Source organism: Trichococcus ilyis (genome assembly GCF_900109135.1).
Taxonomy (GTDB): domain Bacteria; phylum Bacillota; class Bacilli; order Lactobacillales; family Aerococcaceae; genus Trichococcus; species Trichococcus ilyis.
Window position 1 is genome coordinate 110,959 of sequence record NZ_FNYT01000003.1, and the last position, 18,917, is coordinate 129,875.

At 49.9% G+C, this 18,917-nt stretch carries 14 protein-coding genes; 1 reads left to right on the top strand and 13 read right to left on the bottom strand.

Annotated features, from left to right (window positions below; all coding sequences use genetic code 11):
- The 13 genes from BMX58_RS02620 to BMX58_RS02680 all read right to left on the bottom strand — a co-directional run bounded on the left by BMX58_RS02620 (position 1) and on the right by BMX58_RS02680 (position 17,746).
- Complete coding sequence (locus tag BMX58_RS02620; protein WP_068622129.1) at positions 1-1,296, bottom strand: TRAP transporter large permease; 1,296 nt, start codon at positions 1,294-1,296, stop codon at positions 1-3.
- Positions 1,297-1,298: 2 nt separating this feature from the next.
- Positions 1,299-1,793 carry a TRAP transporter small permease gene (locus tag BMX58_RS02625; protein ID WP_068622131.1) on the bottom strand — a complete coding sequence of 165 codons (495 nt, stop codon included), beginning with the start codon at positions 1,791-1,793 and terminating at the stop codon, positions 1,299-1,301.
- 10 nt (positions 1,794-1,803) lie between these two features.
- Positions 1,804-2,817, bottom strand: a complete 1,014-nt coding sequence (locus BMX58_RS02630; protein ID WP_068622232.1) for a TRAP transporter substrate-binding protein — start codon at positions 2,815-2,817, stop codon at positions 1,804-1,806.
- A gap of 25 nt (positions 2,818-2,842) precedes the next feature.
- Positions 2,843-3,949: a beta-galactosidase BglB gene (bglB, locus tag BMX58_RS02635; RefSeq protein ID WP_068622133.1), complete on the bottom strand. Its 1,107-nt coding sequence runs from the start codon at positions 3,947-3,949 to the stop codon at positions 2,843-2,845.
- A gap of 316 nt (positions 3,950-4,265) precedes the next feature.
- The gene (locus tag BMX58_RS02640) at positions 4,266-6,911 is read right to left on the bottom strand and encodes a beta-galactosidase (protein WP_068622135.1); all 2,646 of its coding nucleotides are present in this window, start codon (positions 6,909-6,911) and stop codon (positions 4,266-4,268) included.
- Between the two features lie 103 nt (positions 6,912-7,014).
- On the bottom strand, positions 7,015-9,225 hold the full coding sequence (locus tag BMX58_RS02645) for a helix-turn-helix domain-containing protein (protein WP_068622137.1): 2,211 nt from the start codon (positions 9,223-9,225) through the stop codon (positions 7,015-7,017).
- A 12-nt stretch (positions 9,226-9,237) separates the two neighbouring features.
- Complete coding sequence (locus BMX58_RS02650) at positions 9,238-10,035, bottom strand: polysaccharide deacetylase family protein (RefSeq protein ID WP_068622139.1); 798 nt, start codon at positions 10,033-10,035, stop codon at positions 9,238-9,240.
- Between the two features lie 104 nt (positions 10,036-10,139).
- Positions 10,140-11,018: a carbohydrate ABC transporter permease gene (locus BMX58_RS02655; protein WP_068622141.1), complete on the bottom strand. Its 879-nt coding sequence runs from the start codon at positions 11,016-11,018 to the stop codon at positions 10,140-10,142.
- Positions 11,019-11,039: 21 nt separating this feature from the next.
- A complete protein-coding gene (locus BMX58_RS02660) occupies positions 11,040-11,981 on the bottom strand; it encodes an ABC transporter permease (protein WP_068622143.1) in 942 nt (313 codons plus the stop codon).
- 13 nt (positions 11,982-11,994) lie between these two features.
- Positions 11,995-14,493, bottom strand: a complete 2,499-nt coding sequence (locus tag BMX58_RS02665; RefSeq protein WP_068622145.1) for an exo-rhamnogalacturonan lyase family protein — start codon at positions 14,491-14,493, stop codon at positions 11,995-11,997.
- Complete coding sequence (locus BMX58_RS02670; RefSeq protein WP_068622147.1) at positions 14,474-15,106, bottom strand: DUF624 domain-containing protein; 633 nt, start codon at positions 15,104-15,106, stop codon at positions 14,474-14,476. Before BMX58_RS02670 ends, BMX58_RS02665 begins: the two co-directional genes overlap by 20 nt.
- On the bottom strand, positions 15,103-15,780 hold the full coding sequence (locus BMX58_RS02675) for a DUF1961 family protein (protein ID WP_068622149.1): 678 nt from the start codon (positions 15,778-15,780) through the stop codon (positions 15,103-15,105). Before BMX58_RS02675 ends, BMX58_RS02670 begins: the two co-directional genes overlap by 4 nt.
- A gap of 433 nt (positions 15,781-16,213) precedes the next feature.
- A complete protein-coding gene (locus BMX58_RS02680) occupies positions 16,214-17,746 on the bottom strand; it encodes an extracellular solute-binding protein (RefSeq protein WP_068622150.1) in 1,533 nt (510 codons plus the stop codon).
- A gap of 286 nt (positions 17,747-18,032) precedes the next feature.
- On the opposite strand from BMX58_RS02680, the gene BMX58_RS02685 reads away from it, so the two are divergent.
- Positions 18,033-18,713 (top strand): rhamnogalacturonan acetylesterase, encoded by a 681-nt coding sequence (locus tag BMX58_RS02685; RefSeq protein ID WP_068622153.1) that lies wholly within the window; start codon positions 18,033-18,035, stop codon positions 18,711-18,713.
- The last annotated feature ends 204 nt before the right edge of the window (positions 18,714-18,917 follow it).

The following is an 18,917-nucleotide window of genomic DNA, read 5'->3' on the forward strand; positions in this document are numbered from 1 at the left end:
TTACCCCGCCATGTTCGGCAGCCACATCACCAAACCAGGGAAATACGTGATGAGGAACAGCACGGCCAGGATCGCCAAGTAGAACGGCACCAGCGGCTTGAGCATCTGCTCGGCTTTGACCCCGCCGACGCTGGCTCCGACGTACAACCCGGTTCCGACCGGAGGCGTAATCGAGCCGACGCACAAGTTCATGATCGAGAATAATCCGAAGTGGACAGCATCGACGCCGATGCTGGTCATGACCGGCAGGAAGATCGGCGTGAAAATCAGGATCGCCGGACCGACGTCCATGAACATGCCGACGATCAGCAGCGCAACGTTCACCAGCAGCAGCACCAGGAATTTATTGGTCGTCAAGCCCAGAATCGCCGCACTGATTGCTTGCGGGATGCCGGTGAAGGCCATCGCGAAGGACATCATCGAAGAAGTCGCCAACAGGAACGTGATCGCACCGGTCGTCAGCACCGCTTCCTTCAGCATCGGGAAAAGGTCCTTGACTGTCACCGTTTTATAGAAGAACATTGCGATCAACAGCGAGTAGGCAACTGCGATGGCGGAGGCTTCGATGGCTGTGAAGATACCCGTCAGGATACCGCCGATGATGATCGCAATCAGCATCACGCTCGGGATGGCTTCCTTCAGGACCTTGAAAGCTTCTTTTCTGTTGACACCATTGATGGTCTTATAATTATTTTTTTTAGCGTGGATATAAGCGACCAGCATGATCGCCAGACTCCACAAAGCCCCTACCAGATACCCGCCCAGGAACAGCGAGGAAATGGAAGCTCCGCCTGCAACCAGCGAGAACATGATGAATGCGGTACTCGGCGGGATAACCATCCCGGTCGGCGCGGAGGCAATGTTCACCGCTGTCGCGAATTTGCGATCATAGCCTGCTTTGATCTGTTGCGGGATCAATACCCCGCCGATAGCGGTCGAAGCGGCGATCGCCGAACTGGACATGGAACCGAACAAAGCATTCCCCAACACGTTCGTATGGGCCAAGCCGCCCGGGATGCGCCCAACGAACAACATCGCGAAGTTCACCAGCTTCTCGGCGATCCCGCCATTATTCATGATGATGCCCGAGAGCACGAAGAACGGGATGGCGACGAGCGAGAAACTGTTGAGGCTGGACACCATTTTCTGCGCGGAAGTGAAGACGGCAATATCAAAGGGAACAACCATAAGCAAGGTGGCGATCGAGGAGACCGCTATGCTGATTGCGATCGGCATCCCGACAATCAGCAAGATTACAAAAACGACGAATAATATCAAACCTGCCTGCAAAGCCATAATTACATTCCCCCGCTTTCTTCTGCATTCTCGTTCAGTTCTTTTCCTTGCAGCAGATTCAACAAGCTATAGATGAACATGAAGCCCCCCGCAACCGGAACAGCCAGGTACACATAACCCATCGGAAGGGAAAGCGACGGCGAAATCTGACCCATCGTGACGGACATGGCTTTCCATCCGCCGTAGACCATGATGACAGCAGCGAAGATCAAGAACAATACTTGAACAACAATTTCCAATTTGCGCTGATTTGCTTCATTCAGGTTATCGCTCAATAAGGTAACCGACATATGGCTGCGCTTGCCAACAACGTATGCCAGCGCCAGCATCGACAGCCAAACCAAACCGAAGCGGACAAATTCCTCCGTCAAGGTGTTCGGATTGTTCAAAACCGTTCTTGTAAAGATTTGATAAAGTACCGTAGCGATCATGACCACGAAAATGGCGGAACAGACCAACTCCAGCAGTTTATCAAGCGTCATTCTGATTTTTTCCATGTCGGTTTCCTCACTCTTCTTCTGCGTGCGCGCGAATCATCTGGTACAATTCGCTGTACGTTTCATTGTTTTTGAATATTTCGTGCAGCGGCTGTACGGCTGCCTGGAACGGCGCGATGTCCACTTCATTGAACACGATGCCGTATTCGGCAACGGCAATCTCTTTCTCTTTCTCGACTGCTTCCTTAAATACGCTCTTCTCGTACTCTGTCGACTCTTTCGCCGCTTCCAGGACCGCTTTGTATTGATCTTCGTTCAAGCGTTCTTTGACGGAGTCGTTCATGATCACGACATCGGGAACACGGGTGTGCGCATCATAGGAATAGTACTTGGCGACGCCGCCGTGGCCGGCTGTGTACAGGACGAATTCGTTGTTTTCGGCACTGTCGATCAGGTTCGACTGCAGCGAAGTGTAGACCTCCCCGCTTCCCATCGGAACCGGCGAACCGCCGAGCAGCTCGACCATCTTGATCGCCGTTTCACTCTGCATGACGCGGATCTTCTTGCCTTTCAGATCTTCAGGCGTATTGATCGGTCCATCCGTCATGTAGAAACTGCGCTGGCCGGAGTCGTAATAAGTCAGGCCGACGAAGCCAAGATCGGCTGTCGAATTGTAGATGCCTTCCATGATTTCCGGATCTTCCATCACCGCGTAGAAGTGCTCCTCGCTGTCGAAAATGTAAGGCACCCCGAAGATCGAGTAGTCCTTCGAGAAACTTTCCAAAGCCGATCCGCTGACTTTCGTGAAGTCGATCCCGCCGGTCTGGGTCAATTCGATCAATTCGGTTTCCCCGCCGAGCTGGCCGTCAGGGAAATACTCGACGACCACTTCGCCGTCGGTTTTTTCTTCGATCAGACGGCCGAATTCCTTCATCGAATCGATGACCGGTTGGCTGTTGCTGGCGTAGGCATAGCGCAGGACGATGGCTTCCTCGGCTGACGCCTCGGAGTTGCCGCATCCGGCCATAAGTCCGCTGCCCAAAATAGACATCAAAGCAACTGATAATAAATGTTTTCTTTTCATCATTTCAATCGATCTCCTTATCTCATCAGCAGTAGGATACGAGCAGCTCCGTCAGGCACAGCACTGTGAGTGACTGACCGTACGGCATCGCCGTTTTGTCGATATTCTTGTAGAATTCCAGGCAATCGCCCATGCCGGTCCCGACCGAGACGTTCTTCACTTCGCCTTTTCCGTCGATCTGTTCCAACAAGCCGCTGATCGCTTTGTAGGCGACTTCCTTGTATTCCTGCGGCAAATAGCGTTTGTGTACCGCTTTCAGCAGACCGTATGCAAAACCGGCCGTCGCGGATGATTCGATGTAGGAAGTCGGATCGTCCAATAAGGTGTGCCATAGACCGCTTTCATTCTGCAATACTGCGATTGTTTTTGCCTGCGCTTCCAGCGTTTGGATCAGGAATGCGCGGAATCCGTCTCCTTCGCGCAGATCCAGAATCTCGATGATTTCCGGAATCGCGATCGTCAGCCAGCAGTTCCCGCGGGCCCAGAACGCTCCGGCGTAGTTGTGATTGCCCTCGAACGTCCAGCCGTGGTACCAGAGGCCCGTCTTCTTGTCCATCAGGAATTTGATGTGCAGCAGGAACTGGTAACGCGCTTCCTCCAGATATTCGGGACGGTCCAGCAGGACGCCGATTTTCGCCAGCGGCAATACGGTCATCATCAACGTGTCATCCCACAGTTGGTTCGTGTTCGATGGTCCGTAGGTTTCGTGCTGCAGCCCGTTCTCTTCCGTCCGCGGCATGTCTTTCATGACCCATTCGGCCCATTGTTCCAGATAAGGCAGGTAGCGCGAATCTTTCGTGTCTTCGTAAAGGTACGCCATCGTCAGCAGGGGTGCCATCGTGTTCACGTTCTTCGGCGGCGCTCCTTCGGCCATGCGTGCTTCGAACCATTCTTCGACTACCGCCAGCGAGCGCGGATTTTTTGTGTTGCGGTAGTTTTTGTATATGCCGTACAAACCGACGCCTTGCGGCCAGTTCCAGATTGTCCAGCTTTTGTCGTCGACTTTCAGCCCATCGAAATCCAGCAGGAACTCCCCGCTCGTATCCTTGATCGTCGTCAGATTTTCGATCAGCAAGTCGATTTTCGACTCGACCAATTCTTTCGTCACAAATAATTGTTCTGTTATCACCATTGCTTTACCACCTTTTCAGAATTATGAATCGCTTTCATTTGATGAACTAATGATAGCAAGCAATGATTCCGAAAAAAATGGCGGTTATTGAACAAAAACTGTCTAAAGTTGCACACCCATTGTATGCGGATTCAGCTGGAGATGCAACATATAATTCGAATAATAGCCTTACCGGTTTGTTTTCAGAGAGGTTTCATCCTAAAATATCCGTTTTTCTCCTCGTATCTGTTCCGCAATTATGAACACATACAAAAAAATCGACCGGAGCATGTTACCGCGGTCGATTTTTTGAGAGGACAGGGTGTTCCAGATTCAATTATTGATCGGATTCTCCAGTTTTAGGGAATGCCAGAATGACATAACTGTAGCTGTCGAGCAGATGGTTCCCAGTAGCGTACAGTTTTCCCGTCAGCAGGTCCGTCGTCTCCTGCAGAAGCGTAAATTCCGATTCCGTCCTCGTCATGTTAGTCAGATAAAGTTGTACTTGATCCGCTGTTTCGCGCCGATACTTAACGATTCCTTCACTGACAGAAAGCAGATGTCGATCCGTTTCGTACGGATTTATTTCATCCAAAATGAAACTTTTCCAGAGCGTACTTCCGTTCAATTCCTGCGGCAGACCGCCCAGATAGATGATTTCACCGTTCTCCAACGTCATTTTAGCAGCCAACGTCTCGCCATCCGGACCGGATATCAATGGCTCCCAACCTTTCGGACAGCGGAAAGTAGTCACCAGCCGATCCATATTTCCTTGCATGCCTTGATAAGTTCCCGGATAAGCATGATTTTTCACCGAGAACTGCCGGACCCCGGAAAATTCCAACCACTCACCGATCCGATCCAGTCCGTTCCGATCCGGCCAGGCTAGTTCCTCCGTGCGGTCGCCGGTCATCGGCCCGAGGATCAGCTTCCCGCCGCCTGCCACAAACGCCTGCAGTTTCTCCAGAACAGTCGCGCTGATCCAACGGACGAAAGGAACGATCAGGACTTCGTAGCCGGTGTAATCGCTGTTCTCCTGGATCACCTCGAGCCGGATGCCGACTTTGATCAAAGAGCTGTAGTAATCCGTGACGAGCTCGCGGTGATCCTGGCAGCCGCCGTGATCAATCGTGAAAAAGCGCTTAGCATGGTCTGAATACATGAACGCAATCTTCGCTTTCCGGTACTCGCTCTCCACAAGATGCGGCTGCATCTCCTGGGCCAACTTGCCGCTCCGGACGACATCATCGTAGCCCAGATCCGGTTCTCCCCAAGCCGTCACGACTGCACTGTGAGGCTGTTCACCCCCGTGGCGGTGGCTGCGGAAATGCCAATAGCTGAACGACTTCAGGTTCCCGGCATAACCGATGAACATTTCAGCCGTGATGAAACCGGTCGGATGCGGTGTCACATGGTTCTCCAGATGGCCGGTATGCGCTGTTGTCGTCTCCAAAAGTAAAGATTCGTTGCTGTGCTTCCGCACATTGCGCCAGCGATCGACATTCAACAGAAAAGCTGGGTAATTATCCGCAGATGGGTAAGTGTCAAAGCCCGCAACATCAAGATCCGCAAATAGATGGTCATTCATCAAGTTGAACCCGAAGGCCGAGTTGTGTGTGATTGGGACAGCTGTCTCCATCCGGACGAAATGACCCAGATCGTGGGCAAATTCATTGAGCGTCAATGCAGTGAATTTACGGAAGGCATTCATCAAGGATGAGTTGTGAAGGAACGGTGTCCGCGTCGGCAGTACGATGTCTTCGAAACAATCATACGCCTCGCTCCAGACTTGCGTACCCCACAGTTGGTTCAAGTTGTCCACCGTTCCGTAGGCTTCCTCCAGGTGCTTATGCCAACGCGTCCTGCAGGTATCACAATAGCAGAGATCGACGTGGCATTTGAACTCGTTATCTAACTGGATGGCGATGACGTTCGGATACTTTTCAGCCAAGCTGGCCACCTTGCGCGTCATCCGGTAGGCATAACGTCGGAAATCCTCATTATTCGTACAGACGTGCTGCCGCGAACCATGCACCATCACCGTCCCGTCGGCATTCTTGATAAGAGCTCGCGGATATTTACGCGTGAACCAACGCGGCGGGGTTGGGGTCGGAATGCACAGGCAGACGTCGATTTCATGCTTCTGAAATGTCTCTAGCGCACGTTCGAACAAGGAAAGGTCAAAGCGCCCTTCCTCCGGTTCGATTGTCTTCCAGGCGAACTCTCCAAAACGTGCAAAATTCATGCCAATCTCCTGCATGTGCACGACATCCTGTTCAAAAATTTCCCAGCTCCAGACTTCTGGATACATGCAAGCACCGTAATAATGCTTTTTGAACAGAGGTCCTTGCCGCAAAAATTCCTGCAGCCTGATTTTCACGTAACGTGCAATCTCATGTGCCCCTTTTTCCCGGAAATGCGTGTCATCCATACTGCCCATCGGATACGTCGCCTGCTCGCCCCGTCCCAACCACATGAATAATTGTTTCGCTCCTTCAAGGCCATATTCTCGGTACAGATAAAACGTATAGCGATTCAAGTCGAGCAAAGGAATCTCCGCTTCCTCCGCAAGCCTGCGGCAGATCGGCAAAAAGGCCTCTAAAGTCTGCACCGCCCTGCCGTTTCCATTCACCCGGCGCTCAACCGGCGTGCACAGGATCGGCTGTCCTTTCTTCACCCTCACTTCCGCGATCATCCGTTGCAGCCGAAGATAATATTCGTTTAATTTCACCCCATTAGCGGGATTCTGATCGTTATGACCGAATTGGAACAGGACCAAAGCATCTTCATCGACCTTTTCCAATAATTGCTCAAATAGCCCTTCCTCCATAAAGGACCTCGTCGTACTACCAGGCTTGGCAAAATTGATCACCTCAGCTGTATCTCCCAGCTGCGCTACCAACGCTTCCCCCCAACCCATCATGGGCGCAAATTCCTGGCTATAAGTAGCGACTGTAGAGTCGCCGGCAAGTAAAACTTTCATGTCTTAACCTCCGTAATTTTCTGAGTTTTGGGTACAAGAAAAGGCAAGTTCCCAAAATGCGACTTGCCTTAAATTTGATGTTCAGCGGACAAAAGCCGCTTTTCTAAATTCTGCCTTTGCGGAATTGTCCAGGCGTCATACCATTTATTTTTTTGAACAACCGATTGAAGTAACTTGGATTGTAACCGATACCTTCCGCAATCAGATTGATCTGCTCATCCGTTTCCAGCAACAAACGTTTTGCTTCTGCAATCCGGATGTCGGTCAGGTAATCGATGAAATTGACTTTTTTGATGCGCTTGAACTCCTTGCTCAGATAAACCGGATCAATCTTGAATTGGTCGGCGACCGTCTCCAAAGAGATCTGCTCATTCTGGAATTCCCGCTGCATGTACAAAGCGACGTCTTGGATCAGTTCGTTTGCGGTATCGCTGATTTTTTCCTGCCACAACAGTGTAATGGGCTTTAGGAAATCAGCGAAAAGGAAGCGGCTGATTTCATCTGGATCCAGCATCCGTCGAATCCGTTTGAGGATGACGTCTTTCGACAGATAGTCGCTCGAGGAGACGCCGTTTTCGTTCAGTTGGAATTCGATATGATCATAGAGCCGCTCAACCGATACGAGAACAGCGAATTGGCGCGGTTGTTCATCAGTCACCTGACGGATGAACACGCCGATATTTTCCTGCAGTTCCTCAAAGTAACAACTCTTGAGCGCCGTGATGAGATTACGTTCAGAGCTGATCGGGTATTTCGGCGGCAACATCCGTCCCGTTTCGAGCGCCAATTGTTGGTTTTCCAGTTTCAGATATTGATAATCGATATTCTTGCGCAACTTTTCCACCAATTCAGGAATCTGACGGAATTGATGTGTGATTGGTGTCGCCACGATTGTCACATAACGCCCGGCGACCCGATTGATTTGTTCGAACAGATGCTGGATATAGGCATCCCCTTTACTTTGGTCCGAGACCATGGCAAATGTCAGCATCGTCAGGCCGTCGAACGGAATCACAACCCCGTCTTCGAAATGCAGACTAGTTACATCGTTCACGATATTGTCCAGCGCAAACAGCGTGAACTCATCTTCGCGCCTCTTATCGTCGGTATGGATCGGTCCGTTGATTTGGATAAAGAACAGCTGATAACCGGCATACTCCAGATTCCAATGTTTCTTGCGAAGTAGGCGCTGGAGCTCTTCTTCCGGCAGATAACCGTAATATCCCTCAAGGATGCGCCGGACGATCGACCGCTTCTCGGTCAACGATGAACGCGCCGCAATTTTCTTCAGATTGCCCTGCTCGTCCGTCATCTGTTGCCAACGTTCCGCCAGGAAGGTCAGTTCATCCTGGCCATCCCAGTTGTCGCCGAACATTTTCTCCATCGTTCTTCCAAACGGTTGGTACTGCTTTTTGGCAAAGAACTGGCTCAAAAAGACCATAACAACAATCAGGATCAGGCTAGCTGCCACCAAGGAACTGGCAAATTTGCTGACGGGCTGCGTGATAGCAGCCATCGGGACCATGGAATAAAAAATCCAGGTCTGATTCAGGCGTTCCGATGGGACAGCGGTCACGCTGTATTGGTCCCCGCCATGGCTTTCGATCCAGGACCCGCTCTGTTTCTTCTCCTCAGCCAAGTATTTGATCATACTGCTGTCGCTGGCGGCCGAGAAACGTCCTTTATCGAAGGAAATCGCAGTCGCGCTGTAGTCGATTTTGGTGTCATCGAAGAAATTCAGCAGCTTCTTCTGATCGATGACTGCCACCATATAGATTGAAGGATTGTTCCGGTCCAGATGACCGATATTCTGAATAAATAAGAGCTCATCATCACTGTTGAATTTCCACTGGTAGTCCTGGTCATTATCGATCTGGTACTTTTCATTGAATTTCTCTGCGTCCTTATCTGTGAACTCAAACGTACCTCCGCTTTCCAACCCGAATGGCTGGTCTCCGAAGGAATAGACGCCGATATTCTTTACGTAGTTCGAACTGTTCGTCAAATAAAACAATTCTTCGGATATCCGGTTGAGGGTCATGTAATCGGTGGTCAGCGAGTAGTTCTCGGTCTGGTAGCGTTCCTGAAAGGATTGGCCCCAGACACTCAGTGACACTTCCAGCTGGGAAAGCTGCTGGTTGATGTTCTCGACGACACCTTCGACTTGCTGGGTGTGCTGGTCCTGATAGGCTTTTTGTATTGGCTCTATCAGGTAGAAATGCAGCAGAATCGCGACCAAAAGAATCGGCAGCGCCACCCATAGGCTGAGTATTTGCAGGCGGCGTTGATAGCCGCCCTTCTTAAAAAAAATCATCATGCAACATCCTTACGCTAGTGTATTTAGCCCAGTATGAAGTTTCTTGATTTCACCATCGATGGTTACCCATATCGGTTGATCGGAAGGATTCAGGACAGTTTCTCCGGAAACAGAAAAGACAAGCCGCCGGGAAGCGGACATGTACCTCTTGAATTCAATATTCGTGCAGTACCAGATATCCCTCCTGTTACCCGTCGCTCTGCAGAAAGACTCTATAAGATCCCAGTTGCCATCATTGTCGAACTCGTAGCTGTGGCCCCAGACATACATCAGGTGCAGATACTGCTTCTTCGATAGGCCGATGAATGTTTCGCCGTGCTTCAGCAAATCATGGTTATGGTGACAGGTTGCCTGCCACTCATACCAATCATTCGGCAACGAAAAGTTATGGCTGCTGCCGACGATGCGCCCATATTCGATCCCCAATGCTGGCAACAAGCGCTTGATCGCCTCCGTATAGGAGCCGTTAGGGTAGGAAAAGCCCTGCACCGGATACGGAACCAACGCTTCCAACGCGCGGCGGTCCTCCAGTATTTCCTCCATCACCTTGTCCAATGGGCAACGGGCGATGGTCGGATGCGTATACGTGTGGCAAGCTAGCTCATGGCCGGCATAAAGAGCCGCGACTTCTTCTTCCGGGATGCGTTCCGGATCTGAAAAGCGTCCGCCGTTCAAGTGAAAAGTCCCCTTCATACCGTAACGGTCGAATATTTCCACCAAGCGGCGATCGCTCTCCTTTCCGTCGTCATAACTGAATGTTAGCGCTTTAAATTTACCTTCCGGATAACAAATATAGTACTGTTTCATAAGATCCTCCTAGTCAAAGGCGTCTCCTTCATACTCCAACATCATAAAACAGAAATGAAAGATGCGCCACTATCAATTTTTTCACACACTCAAAAAAGTGATGCTTAACCCTTCACGGAACCCACCAACATGCCCTTTGCGAAGTGTTTCTGCAGGAACGGATAAAAAATCAGAATCGGCAATGTGGCCACGATGATGACCGCAAATTTCATGCCTTGTTCAGGCGGAATGTAGTTCGGGTCCAAGTTGCTCAAGGCACTGCTTGCGCTCGAAGACATCGTGATCTGGCGCAGCAGCAATTGGATCGGCCACTTTGAGGAATCATTGATGTACAGCAGTCCGCTCATGAAGTCGTTCCAGATTCCGACTGCGTAGAACAAAGTGAAAGTCGCTATGACAGGTTTCGAAAGTGGCAGCATGATTTTCCAAAGAATGCCCAACTCGGTGCAACCATCCATCTTCGCGGACTCCTCCAGCTCGATCGGCATCTCCTGGAAAAAATTCTTGATGATCATCAGGTTGAATGGATTAATCGCAATCGGCAGGATCAATGCCCAATAGGAATCTATTAATCCAAGGTTCTTCACGACGATGAAGGTAGGGATCATCCCGCCTGAAAACAGCATCGCGAAGATGACCAGATTCAACAGCACATTCCTGCCTTTCAGGTGTCTCCTTGATAGCGGATAAGCAAATGTGAACGTGAAGAATAGTTGCACGAGCGTTCCCACTACCGTCACACCGGTTGTGACGAACAAACTGCGCATAAAGGCCGGCGTTGAAAAAATATATTTATAGGATTCCAGGCTGAAGGTATTCGGCCAAAGAAAGAATGCCCGCGTAGACAATTCGTGTTCGGTAGCAAAGGATCCAGCAACCACGTAAATAAACGGGAGGACCATCAAGATGCCGAGCAGTCCCAAAAAAATTATGTTCAGGACATCGAAGATGCGCCCTCCCTTTGTATTGTGCATATTTTTCATGTGTTTTTCTCCTTCCGTGGCTTAGTAAAGGCCGCTTTCGCCAAATTTTTTCGCTAATCGGTTTGTAGAAAAGACTAGGATGATGCCGATGACTGATTTGAATAACCCGACTGCCGTCGAATAACTGTAGGCACCGTTCGTGATCCCCATCATGTAGACATAGGTATCAAAAACATCCGCAACCGGCCGATTCAACTGATTCGTCATCAAATAGAACTGATCGAATCCGGTTGAAAGTATCGAACCCACTTTCATGATCAACATAATGATAATCGTGGAACGGATCGCCGGCAAAGTGATGTGCCAAACCCGGCGGAATCTTCCGGCGCCATCCATGATGGCCGCTTCGTATTGTTCCTGATCGACCCCGGCCAAGGCGGCAAGATAGATGATTGTGCCCCAGCCCATTTCCTTCCAGATCGACTGGAGGATGATCATCGGGCGGAACCATGTGGGATCCGTTAGGAAGTCAATTTCCTTTCCGGTCAGACTCAGCACGATTTCCGTAATGGCCCCATGGTCGAGGTTGAAAAGAATATGCCATAAACTGACGACGATCGTCCATGACAAAAAGTGTGGCACATAGACGAAAGTCTGAATCGTGCGCTGATAAACTTTCAGCCGTACTTCATTCAACAGGAGCGCCAAAAGTATCGGAGCGGGGAACGCAAACAGGATGTTCAGAAAAGCAATCGCTAGCGTATTCCAGAATATCCGGAAAAAATCTGGGTTGGTGAAGAAATCCTGGAAATTCTCCAACCCTACCCACTTGCTTTCCGCGATTCCGAGGAAAGGCACGTAATCCTTGAACGCGATAATAAGTCCATACATCGGGGCGTATTTGAAAATCGCGAAATACAATAAGCCGGGTATCGTTAAAATATAGAGCCATTTATTCTGTTTGATGTGATTTAAAGCACTGATTTGTTTCTTTTTCGGTATTTCTTTGATTGTTGATTCCATTCCGTTTCCTCCTTCAGCTCCGGTCGGTCATGTGACCGCCGATCCATTCCAAGCAACCTATTGTGTTCAGACACCACTGCGACACTACATTTGTGGAAATCCAAGGCATTTCTTCTACCGGCTTCCAGATGTCTGTCTGTTTCAGTGTTTCTTCAACCGGTAGCGGTACACCGGACAGTTCATTCGTTGTGAGAATCTTCCAAGACTGGTTGGCGATGGCTTTATCATTTCTGACGACTGCCCCGTAAGCCATCATCGTGGTCCCGAACATTGGCCAAGAAAAATGCGGTTCCGACAACTTCCCTTTGGATGCCTGAAGCTTCTCTTCGGGAGTGAGACTATACATCCAACCGAATTCACCGAGCATCTGGTTCCATTCGGGATCCTCTAAGTTCTGCGCCAATTCCAGCCAGACCTGCGGAGCTCCAAACGAAATGACCATATGATAACCACCTGCATTTCCTGTCCCCATGTATTGGAGTTCCTTCGTTTTTGGGTTGAAGAGATAGGTCGGACCGGACAGCAACCGGTCCGGCGTTGCTTTGATGCAGGCAATCCCGGTCCTGATTTTTTCGAGGTAGGTTTCGTCGCCTGTCCTTTCCCACTGCGTGAACCAGTTGGAAACAAGCGCCGACCAATCCGGACCGACCCGGATCGGTACCCATTCCTCGGTCCGTTCGTAGAACTCGCGCATCGGTGCCAAGCCTTCGAAGGCGTACGTTTCATTGTCCTTCACCTGTTCCATGATTTCGCCGATCCGCTCATCCGCCGTTAAATAATAATAATAGCGGTGCAATCCAGCCATCGAAATACGCACTTCTTTGCACTGGCAACCCCAGTGCAGTACGTTGTGACGCGATCCGAGCCCTCTGTATTCCCCGGCATGGTACTGGTCCACCTCGGAGGTATGACGCGTCATCGCCTCTGCGAAACGGAATACTTCCGGATCGCCCGTGCGCAGGAAGTCGAGCCATAGCCACATGTTCGGCACGAGCTCGGTGTTCTGCCAAGCATAACCGCCCAAATCGTAGCGCCACTGATGGCGGTAACGGTCGTAGGTATGCATGACGTCTCCGTAGTTCCAGTAGCCGTACCAGCTGCGCTTATCGACTTCCTTCACGTAGAATTTCCGTAACGCCAGCATCTGATCCTCAAGTCGGGCCATTTTCGGATTGGTGCGGTTCGGCAGGCTAAAGGAACCGAATACTTTTGTCTGACGGTAGTCTTCCGGAGTAGCCACGATCAACGCTGGGTTTCGGTTCTCTAGGGCTAGTTCAAAGAGTTCGGCATTGCTGAGCGGTTCCGCACAGAGGTCAAGCCACAAACGGGTCGTATTGGCGACACCCACAGCAGTAGACCGAATTTCCTCCATCCCTTCATAGGCGCTCAGCATATGATCACGCGGCGAGTAATGCGAAAAGTCCATCTCACCTGCTTCCGGACTCCAAAGCCAGGCAATCATTTTGGTGCGGTGACCGGTCAGATCTCTGACTTCGATTGCGGATGGCGCTTTTTCCCAGAATTTTTCGATGCTACAGGCAACCCCGCCTGTTTCCCCGCCGGCATAAACGCTTCCCAAGGAACGGCTACCATCCCCGATCAATAGCGGTGCATAGCCCGGCTCGGTCTGTTTCTTCAGCGTATAGGAGCGGTGGTTGATTTGGGTCAGCGAAAAGTTGTTCCAGACCGCATTTTCCTTGGCATGGATCAGCATCGGTCTGTCCGTTTCGGTCAGCTGGACGATTTCGCCGGCCGCCTGTTTGGCGTATTGCGGATGTTTTTCATAAAAACGGCGGGACATTAACAATTGACCTGGTTCGGCATAGACGCCACTTTCACCGACGAATTTCACATGGCGGTTCCAACTTTCCCCTGTCAGCGTGGTCTCATACGCAATACCGATTCCTTTGATTGGTTTGGAATCAATCACGATTAAGGTATGTACAATATCTAATCTGTTGACTTCGTGGTAAAAGCGGAAGCGTACGATGAACTGCTGTAGCTCTGTATTGTCCTGATAGATATAGCCACTGACCTTCACAACAGCTTTGAGCGGACCATTTTCTTCCAGAATCAAATCAGTAACTTTTGAAGAGAGCGTTCCTTCAGCGTATTTTGCTTCAATCCGCAGATCTGTCAATTTAGCTTCACCGGCAATCTTTACCCAATCCAGTAAGTTCTTCCCTTCCCCGTGTTTCGGGAAGAAAGCTTTCAGGGAACCGTTATCGATATAGATGCCGTTATAGCGTGATTCGGCGATATTACCGGAAAGCTGCTTGCCTTGTTGCAAATCGATCAGCGTACTTGTTTTGTCAAAGATACCAGCGTGTCCGGTCCATTTGATGCTGCCGTCCGGCCAGAAAGCCAGCGCTTTTGTCTGCAGCGGTGTTCCATCGAGCCAGAAGGTTTGGGATTGTAATGTCTCTTTTGTTAATTCCCCCTTTTTCCAAGGAGTTCCCCAGTTGATGCCTCGTTTAATTCCAGGTTGTTTTTCAAGCCATTTCAGTGTCATTTTTCAGTTGTGCTCCTTTCAATTTTTCTTCGTTGTCTTCAAAATACTTCAGGTAAAGTCCCATATTTCCATAGACCCACACGCCGACACTGAGGAACGACAACAAGCCGGGCAACATATACGAGACCGTGCTGCAGATGCCCAGCCAGAGGAGCGCCAACAAGCAGCCAAATGGATTATAGGTCAAAAATTTCAATGCGGAAGGAAAATAGCTGCGGAGCGGCAACTCGTAAAACTCGTACATCGCGAATAGCGTATTCACAGTCGCCAACATCGCCCCTTGGCTCACCAGGAAAACAAGCAGTGCTGCAGTTCCGAGATGCGGCAAGAACAACTGCTGGACCGCCAACATCGGCAAACCGTAGAGAGCTACAATTGCCAGAAAAATTTGGTTAGATGAAATGAAGTGCGTGCGGTAATAGAAAAAAAAGCTTGAGTAAAAATTCATACCTTGCTGACGGTGGAGCGCTTTCGCCACATGATGTGCTGCTTGGAGGCTCGGTGCCAATCCGAAGATGCCCAACCCAAGCAGCGTTCCTAGTATAATTGCGCTGTTCAAGCGCAGGCAGTCATATATTTTTTCGGTTCCATTATAGAGTTTGTCCCAATTCATATGCCTTCCTCCTCGATTCCGAACACTTTTAGGTTACGGTATTTGGCCATCATCGGCGCCATCTGACGGAAGCCAACGCAGCCTTCCTTCAGAATCGGGCCCAGCGTCCCGTCATCCTCCCAACGGAACAACACGAGAGCGTTGATGCTGAAAGTGATCCATTGTTGTCGCTTTTCTACCGTCAGTTTGTAGAAATCAATCGCGTCAGCCACTGCCGGGAGCGGATCAGCACCTTGGGCAACCAGATGGAATCCATGACTTTTCCGAAGGTTGCATGTTTCAAAATAGCGCTCCGAGGCGAATTTCCTCCTATAATAGGAGATGTGGTAGGCATTGATGTCGCCTGAATGATACTGCGGGTAATAGCCATCCCGTTCCTGAAGCTCCGGGCTGAAGAGCAGTTGCCCCTCCCTGCCGAGTGCGGCAAAGAACAACATACACAGCCCTGGCTCCCGCAAAGGTTGAAATTCCCATTCGATCTTAATGTCAGCCGGAAAAACCCGGTTCAACCACAAAACCCAGTGGGCATGATCGCCCAGTTCTTCCGGATCCGCATTCGCGAGGATGATACCGTCTCCGTCGAATGCGATTGCCGGATTTCCCTCCTTCACGAAATCGGTGAGATGCTCCGGCCCAGTCAAAGGATTCTCATAAAGCAGTCTGTATTCCGTCATATCATTGTCCTTTCCAACGTTAAAACGTTTTCATGTTTATGCTCTTATCTTATAGTTGCACTGGGTTTCCCTCAATTGACATTTTTTGTTTTTCTCCTTAGAAAAGGCTACAGGTAAAGGGTTTTCTGTAGGTGCTTCAAAAAAGGGCTAGACTGTTTTGGATTTGGAAATTATGCGGTTGCAAAGATGCATCCTGCGCAACTCCGGTGAATGGTTGTTTGGCCGGAGTTGGTGTCCTTTTCCTAGTCTGTCCTGCGGTGAAGTTGGTCTGGCCGGAGAACAGGACCAATGCCTGAGGTTACCTCCGGGGATGGACGGATTCGCCGGAGGAGCGGAGTTGTCTCAAGACGGCCGCGCCGGCCGAACAGTTATTCTCTCAAAAAAAAAACAGCGCCGGACTGCTTCTTAGAAAGCAATTCGACGCTCTTATCATTTAGTTTTTGTGCAATTCGTTCGTTTCGTCGATCAACTCTTGGCCGCCTTGGTTCTTCCAAAGCTCGATGCTGTCGGCCCAGCCTTGATCATCGATCTGGCCGGCAACATATTTGACGCGCGCATCGCTGATGATCTGATCCAGCTGTGCCCCTTTAGTGACATAAGTGTCAGTGATATAGGATGAAGCCGGATTGTAGACCGCGGATTCCAGATCTGCTGCCATCAGGGAAAGGCGTCTTTCGAATTTCTGCGTCATTTCATCCGTTTCAGGTTTGGCACGATAGAACAAGATTTCTTCGGTCACGTTCATGCCGATCTGCGAATAGCTCTTGACATAGTTTGCATATTTTTCGGCTTCGGCATCTTCCTTGATTGCTTGCGCCATGCCGTCGACAACATTGAAGTTCACGCCTTCAAGGCCGTTCGTCAATAGGATCTGAGCTTCTTCGTCATTGAGTTGATCCAAGAATGACAATACTTCCTTCAGCTCGTCCTCGGTCTTAACGCTTGTTTTCGGAATCGCCAAGAAGCCAGAGTACCCGTCCGTCGGTAAAGCATTCAGTTCTCCCTCTGCGTTCTCAAGGTTACCGGTGAAGACAACGATATCTTCACTATCAGGGTTCGCCTGGCGCATTTTGTTGCTGATGGAATCTGCTCTGGAATAAGTATCGACAATAATACCGCCTTTGCCGTTCAAGAACGGTTCATCCCATTTGTCGGCAGTCAATGTCGCAAAATCCTTATTCACATATCCATTTTCGACCATGCTGCGCATAAATTGCATCGATTCCAAATATTCAGGCTGCATGAAGGATGGTTCCAATGCGCCCTCTTTTTCAATCCAAGCATTCCCTGCTCCGAACCAAGTTGCCAAGGTGTCGTATGGGCTATTGGTATTGATGGATGCCGGCCATTGCGGCACGATCAAACCGTATGTATCTGCTTCGCCGTTGCCGTCCGGATCATTTTCCGTGAAAGCTTGGGAGATAGCGAAGAGATCGTCAACCGTTTCTGGCAACTCCAAGCCCAGATTCTCTAGCCAGTCTTTGCGGATCATCACCGCGGTCCGCATGCCATCACGCGACCGATAGATGCCGTAGATTTTCCCGTTCACCGAAGAGTTGCGCAGAACATCAGGGTTCGCTTGCGACAGATTCGGATAGTCCTTCAAGTAATCGGTCAGGTCCCAGAAAGCGCCATTCTCGGCGGATTTGATGAAGCCACCCGATTTTCCTTGGATGACCATGACTTTCGGGATGTTGTCGGAAGCAAGGGTAATATTCATCTTATCCTCATAGGAAGTATTCGGTGCCCAGGTTATTTCGATTTCCTTTCCGGTCAGTTCCTCCAGTTGTTCGATAATTTTATTTTCTCCTTCTGGGGGATCAGTTTCGATAAAAGGAGACATGATTGTGATTGTGTCCGTCGTCGCGCTGGCCGTTTCCCCTTCCTCATTATTTCCGCAAGCCGCCAGTATAGTGGTAGCTGCCATCGCCACTCCGAATACCGAAAAGATTTTGTTCTTTTGCATCTTTTTTCCTCCTTTAATTTTGAAGCATGTTAGTTAACCGCTTTCATGATTAAATCATAATCAATTACCTGATTTCCGACAATTGACTGTTTTTACTGGAGTCAAAAAACCTTGTCAGCACAGTGTTTATTGGCGAGCTAAGCAGATTATATCAATTTTTTTATCAAAATGAAGGGCAATACCCGCAAAAGAAATCAGATTTCCACGAAAAATGTCGAGAATCCGCGCTTGTATGTCAAGTCTGCCATAACTACAATGAAAGCATAACCATAAAGGAGACCAAAGTATGAAGAAAAAATTGTTCATCGCCGGCGATTCGACGGCAGCGCAAAAATCCGGCGAAGCAAAGCCTGAGACCGGCTGGGGGGAAAAGTTTTCCTGCTTCCTCTCATCCGAAATCGAAGTGCGCAACTATGCCCAAAACGGCCGCTCCACCGAATCGTTCATCACCGAAAAAAGGCTCGATCAGATTGCCAAGGAAATCGGTCCAGGAGATTTCCTGCTTATCCAGTTCGGGCACAACGACCAGAAGATTGATTTGCCGATAGGGACGATGCCTTACGAAGATTATCAGGAGAATCTCGCTCAGTTTGTGGAAGTTGCGTTGGCTAAGAATTCTTTTCCCTTACTGCTGACGTCCGTTACTAGACGAGATAACTTACCTGATGGTCGACTCAATCCGGAAACACTTGGCGACTACCCTGAAGCAATGATTGCTTTGGGGGAGAGACTGGCCGTTCCCGTTATTGATGTCTATCGTCTGACGCAAGACTACTATCAGAGATTGGGTATGGAGGAAACAATAAAACTACATCTGCACCTTTCCACTGGGCAGCATCCCAACTATCCAGCTGGTATTGCGGATAATACGCATTTCAATGACTATGGCGCTCATCAGATTGCGCGGATTATTGCCGAAAACATCCGACTGATGGAGCATCCTTTGAGTGCGTATGTCCGTTGCTGATAATCGCCCGATTCGGGGGAGGCTCTCCTCCTGCGAAGCAGCCCTCGCCGGAGATCCGATTCCGTTTACCGCCCATCTCCGGTGCCTCGGGCTTCATCGGAGATGAATGTTATTTTCGGTATTGTTCTCCGGCCAACCGATCGCTCGCCGGAGATACGGCTCCTCTACTCAGCGCTCTCCCCCGCACACAAAATAAGCAAAAAC